The sequence below is a fragment of the Methanosarcinales archaeon genome (genome assembly GCA_014859725.1).
Classification (GTDB): domain Archaea; phylum Halobacteriota; class Methanosarcinia; order Methanosarcinales; family Methanocomedenaceae; genus Kmv04.
Window position 1 is genome coordinate 1 of sequence record JACUTQ010000152.1, and the last position, 5,308, is coordinate 5,308.

6 protein-coding genes are annotated in these 5,308 nt (G+C 40.6%); 2 read left to right on the plus strand and 4 right to left on the minus strand.

The genetic code is table 11. From position 1 onward, the window contains the following. Nucleotides 1–651 precede the first annotated feature (651 nt). Entirely contained in the window at nucleotides 652–1,131 is a 480-nt protein-coding gene (locus IBX40_10730; protein ID MBE0524792.1) for a hypothetical protein, read from the plus strand. Between the two features lie 36 nt (nucleotides 1,132–1,167). On the opposite strand, the gene IBX40_10735 is transcribed toward IBX40_10730, so the two are convergent. Further along, on the minus strand, nucleotides 1,168–2,340 hold the full coding sequence (locus IBX40_10735) for a cation:proton antiporter (GenBank protein MBE0524793.1): 1,173 nt from the start codon (nucleotides 2,338–2,340) through the stop codon (nucleotides 1,168–1,170). A 3-nt stretch (nucleotides 2,341–2,343) separates the two neighbouring features. Further along, entirely contained in the window at nucleotides 2,344–2,784 is a 441-nt protein-coding gene (locus IBX40_10740; protein MBE0524794.1) for a CBS domain-containing protein, read from the minus strand. A 143-nt stretch (nucleotides 2,785–2,927) separates the two neighbouring features. Here IBX40_10740 and IBX40_10745 point away from each other — a divergent pair, with 143 nt between their 5' ends. After that, a complete protein-coding gene (locus IBX40_10745) occupies nucleotides 2,928–3,794 on the plus strand; it encodes a metallophosphoesterase (GenBank protein MBE0524795.1) in 867 nt (288 codons plus the stop codon). Here the strand turns inward: IBX40_10745 and IBX40_10750 are convergent. Both IBX40_10750 and IBX40_10755 read right to left on the minus strand, forming a co-directional pair. Then, nucleotides 3,760–4,677, minus strand: coding sequence for a ribonuclease Z (locus IBX40_10750; protein MBE0524796.1), 918 nt, complete (start codon nucleotides 4,675–4,677; stop codon nucleotides 3,760–3,762). The two genes, IBX40_10745 and IBX40_10750, sit on opposite strands and share 35 nt — an antisense overlap. A 45-nt stretch (nucleotides 4,678–4,722) precedes the next feature. Next, entirely contained in the window at nucleotides 4,723–5,034 is a 312-nt protein-coding gene (locus tag IBX40_10755; GenBank protein ID MBE0524797.1) for an MTH1187 family thiamine-binding protein, read from the minus strand. Nucleotides 5,035–5,308 lie beyond the last annotated feature (274 nt).

Here is a 5,308-nt window from a genome sequence, read left to right on the forward strand (position 1 = left end):
ATAGAATTATATTCAAACTATTTAAATATTGTCAATTAATTAGGGACACGACCACATTCCGTTCAGATATGAAAAAGATGATCTGGATATGGATAATTATTGGGCACTGCAGGAGAAATGATAATAAGCAATTCGGGCCCTCTCATTCACAATAATTAAAGTGGTTAACGAAAAAGGAAACATTGCATTGAAAACTGCCAAAGAATACTCTGTACATGTCAATAAATGGGAAAGAATATTGAAGAGGCACTATACCCTGGCGTTACCACCAACGCATATCATAGTAGGATTACCCCAAATGGATGGAGTAGCACAGAGGCAATTTATGATAACTTCTTGTCACAGCTCATCAAACCGCTCGTACAGATTTCCCGTAAGCGGCTTTCGATTGGCATTATCCCATAGCAGGAGATGATTTCATCAATTGATGTCATCATCGGTCTTCAACAGTTATTCCATCATCTTCACATACTATCAAGATGGCGGCACACCCAACTGCAGCAGAGCTGCAGGGCATGACGTGCCGTCGCTTTACAACTCAGTTTTTATTCGAAATTCGAAAATAAAGGATATTATAAGGTTTGCCACAGGCTCAAATAATAAATAGTATTCAGTTCATTTTAAACTTGAGTAATAGAAATGGGAGATTCAATGAGAAAAAAGAAATTAATAATTTTGACTGCAATCATAACATTTGTTATATTCAGCGGATGCACACAAAATAACGAAGAGAATAACAGCAATCTTCAGACATCAACTCCTGATTTAACTCCCACTGGAACAATAGCATCTGACGATGGTAAATACAGATACGGAAATGCTACTGTTGAGGATATTCAAATAATATTACTGGAATCATTCCCGGTTCAGATAAATGTAGCTGCCAAAGGCTATTTGCCTGACGGATGCACAAAAATCGACCAGACAATAAAGAATTGGGAAGGCAACACATTATTTGTAACAATTACAACGAAACGGCCCGTTGATGTTATGTGCACAATGGCGATCGTACCATTTAATGAAGTAATTTCCCTTGATGTTTACGGCCTTGAAGCTGGCGATTATGAAGTAAATGTTAATGGAGTCAGGGGCTCATTTAAATTGGAAACAGATAACAGTCTTCCTGATTAAATACTAACGAAATTCATTATTCGATTAAAGATAATTTCATGTCAATTGAGTTTTTGATCTCTCCTTGAACTCAATTGCAAATTTTAATAATGTTGGAGAGACCAGGATGGATATTGCAACCATCAGTACAACTGCTGAAAATACTTCATCTGTAATAATACCTGCCTTTTTTCCAACAGACAGCACAACAAGCTCAACACCAGCCCGTGGCATTATACCAATACCGAATATCAGACTATCTGCAAGGTCGAATCCTATTATCTTTGATCCAACAAATCCCCCTACCAGTTTACCCAAAAGCGCCAGTACAATTACCAGTAAAGAGAATATACCAGCTGTTCGAACTGTTCCGATATCTACTGAGATCCCAATAAATGCAAAGAAAATTGGAACAAATATTCCATAGGAGAGACCACTGACCTTTCTCTGCACATCCTCTATCTTTGCAAAAGGAACATTGGAAAGCAGAGCCCCCCCGATGAATGCTCCGATAACAGCATGAAGACCGAACACTTCAGCAAGGTATGCAGAGAAGAGTGCCACCATAACAACGGATGTAAAAATGGCCTCCTTTACATGCATCTTATGGATGTAGTTGAAAAGTTTTGGAAAGACCTTGTAGCCCAATAAACCCATTATAATCAGGTATGCTAACAGATTACCCATAATCGTTATAAATTGCATATTTGTAGGAAATTGATTAAAGGTCGCCATTGTGACTGCCACTGCCAAAATAAAGATCCCTATAATATCATCAAATATGGCTGAAGTAAGCATTACCGAACCCGGCCTGCTTGAAAGGTAATTATAATCCACCAGTGTTTTCACAACCACGCCGATACTGGTCGGGGTAAATGCCACACCCAAAAAAAGGCTCAACAGAAATCCAAAACTAAATGCCTGACCTAAAAAAAAGCCAAGTGAAAAAGGCAGTGCAACACCCAGTATGGTTGGAATAAATGCTACCTTTGAGGCTTCTCGTAATTGTCTGAGATTTACCTCTTTATACCCGGCTGTGAACAGTAAGAAAATAGCACCCAGATCCGCAAATGAGGACAAAATCTCATTATCAGGCCTGATAAACATAATTCCAAGAAATATTCCTGCCAGTAACTCTCCCAGGATGCTTGAAAATCCCATACGTTCAATAACTTCTCCTAAAACCTTTGCCAAAAATAGAATCAGCAGAAGCTGCAGAATAAATTCCATGGATCAACCCTTTTTGCTTTTATAAACTTCGTTTATAATATCCCGTTTGGAAACAATGCCTACCAGTCTGTCATCTTTGACCACACAAACCCGATTGACCCGATGTTTCAACATCAGATCAGCCACATCATGTAGATTTGCTTCAGAAGAAATGGTTACTGGATGGGGGATCATGATCCCTTTTGCATTATCGCTCAATGACCTTATCGCAGCTTCATGTGTGTGTTTTATCCTCGGACTTCGGTCAAACATCAATGTCTCTAAAATAATATCCTGATCAATGAGTCCTACCAGTTTCGCTTCATTGTTAAGAACAGGATATGAATTATAGTGGTATTTTTCAAATAGATCGAATAGTTTTTCTATGGAATCATCTTCATGTACTGTAACAACATCCTTTACCATTACATCTTTGACGTTTACATTTGAAAGATCATCAGTCATTTGAAATACCCATCTCTTATTTTTTCTTTGATTATACAAAATTCTACTGTAAGAATTCACACTTTTTTAAAAATACTTAAACGAATAAATCCCGATCGGCTGCAAAGAACAATATATAAAAGCCTAATCATATTCATTGTTATATGCCAGCCACCATCGAACCTTTTGTCAATGAGCCCGCCCTGATAGTTGAGGATACCATCCGAGTGCTGGTGGTTGCAGATATTCATCTGGGTATCGAATGGGACCTGCGGAACAGCGGGATCGTCATTCCCTCCCAGTCCCAAAAAGCCCTGGATAGGATGCTGGAATATATTGACATTGTAAGACCTGATAGGGTTGTGCTGCTGGGTGATGTGAAACACAACATCCCGCAGATATCATGGCAGGAGAGGGTCGAAGTCCCGGATTTTCTAGAAACCATAGCTCAACTGGCTCCAGTTGACATAATCCCGGGAAATCACGACGGCGATATTCAATACCTGATAAGACGTTTTCCAGATGAATTAGAAGTCACACTCAGGCCCGCAAAGGGGTTTGTTCTGGACGGTGTGGGTTATTTCCACGGCCATACCTGGCCAGCAGCCGAACTCGTAGCATGCGACAATATCATCATTGCACATAATCACCCTACCATCAGGTTTACCGATCCCTTAGGGGCCAGCTCTGCCGAACCTGCCTGGATAAGGACAAGAATGAATTACCAGCCATTGGCCGAACATTACAGTGCAACCGGTCTGGAGTTGAAGTGGTCAGACCCGGAGGTTATTATCATGCCAGCTTTTTGTGAAATCTGCGGGGGCGTGGCATTTAATGAGTCGGTACATGATGACCTGTTGGGACCAATTTTTTCATCAGGGACTATTGACCTTGACCACGCGCAGGTATATCTTATAGATGGGACCAGGCTTGGAAAATTAAAAGATCTAAAAAAGCTGAATGTAACACAAAAAAGGCAGCCTCGCAAAAAACGAGTTACTCCTCACGGTAGGGTATCTCGATCTCCATGAAATCGGTTGCGATTATCACATTGTCGAATTCCTTTTTAGCATCTTTCAGCAATTGTGAAGTATCCTCTGAATATCTTGAACTTATATGGGTCAGCACAAGCTGATGCACATTAGCCAGAGCTGCCAGGGATGCAGCTTCACCAGCTGTGGAATGCATGGATTCCTTGGCCCAGTCCAGCATATCATCAGCCAGTGCCCCATCGTGGATAAGCAGGTCTGCTCCATCGCTAATTGAAAATATCCCGCTGCAGGGCCTGGTATCACCTGAATAAACGATCTTTCGCCCTGGCCTGGATGGTCCCACCACATCACTACTCTTTATGATTTTCCCATTCAATTCCACATCTTCTCCCCTGTGCAAACGGTTGAACAGAGGTCCCTCGGGCACGCCCAATTGCAGGGCCCTTTCTCTGTTAAACCTGCCGGGTCTGTCCTTTTCCACCAGTGCATATCCAATGGATGTTACACTGTGTTCTATCTTGATGCCTTCTATGGAATACTCCCCCCTTTCAACCCTGTCTCCTGGATGAACTTCTATTACATTTATCTTATAATTTGATTTATAGAACCCGATAGCAATTATCAATTTGACAAATTCCTTAATCCAATGGGGTCCATAAATATTCAGAGGCTCTGTACGACCATTGAAGCTCAAGGTCTGGATAAGGCCCGGGATGCCCAGCATATGATCAGCGTGAAAATGGGTAATAAAGATGGAATTCAGATTGCCCATGCCTGTCTTGGCCCGCATCATCTGCTGCTGGGTGCCCTCACCGCAGTCGAATAGCATCAATTCACCCTCTCGATTTATCATGATCGCTGAAGGATTTCTCTCAGGTGTGGGTAAGCTGCCTGCCGTTCCCAGAAATGTCACTCGAAGCATCGAGTATTTCTATGTTATCTTTAATATTAATAATATCTATAAAGTTTAGAGCTTAGAAAGAACTGATTGCACTTTATCATTCATTTCTTTACTGCCCTTGATCCTGTGATCTATAGTGATATTGGTTAATATCCTGTTCACTCCCAGATCCAGGATAGCTTGATGAGCTGTTTTGCATGCATCCAATATTTTATCTATACTGTCTGCCTGTATGGCAGTGCCCATGGGTGTGACCTGATACTGGATATTCATTTTTTCAAGTGCTTTAACAGCAGATGAAATATAACCACTAAGTGAATCATTGTCTTCTCCCAACACTGCTATTTGGATTTCTGCAGTTATAATATTATTTGCCAAGAATTTGCCCCCTTTTATTTTATTAGTATGAGTCTGTATTTAATGGTTATAAATTTGAGGTTTGAATTTGTTAATTGTTAAGGTGAAATCATTATCATCATAACTATTATTATTTTTGAAATTATATATTCTCCAGTTGAAATGGAGGGCTACTTCGACCCAATATGTATAAAGTGCCCACCCCTCATATTCCTTAAATAATCATGCTTACTCACAAAGTATAGTGAAGTAAAGAAGAGGCCTTACGGCCTCCCCCTCCTTATCAAACCGTACA

Coding starts and splice junctions, on each gene's coding strand:
- IBX40_10730 (MBE0524792.1), top strand. CDS start 652: ATGAGAAAAAAGAAATTAATAATTTTGACTGCAATCATAACATTTGTT.
- IBX40_10735 (MBE0524793.1), bottom strand. CDS start 2,340: ATGGAATTTATTCTGCAGCTTCTGCTGATTCTATTTTTGGCAAAGGTT.
- IBX40_10740 (MBE0524794.1), bottom strand. CDS start 2,784: ATGACTGATGATCTTTCAAATGTAAACGTCAAAGATGTAATGGTAAAG.
- IBX40_10745 (MBE0524795.1), top strand. CDS start 2,928: ATGCCAGCCACCATCGAACCTTTTGTCAATGAGCCCGCCCTGATAGTT.
- IBX40_10750 (MBE0524796.1), bottom strand. CDS start 4,677: ATGCTTCGAGTGACATTTCTGGGAACGGCAGGCAGCTTACCCACACCT.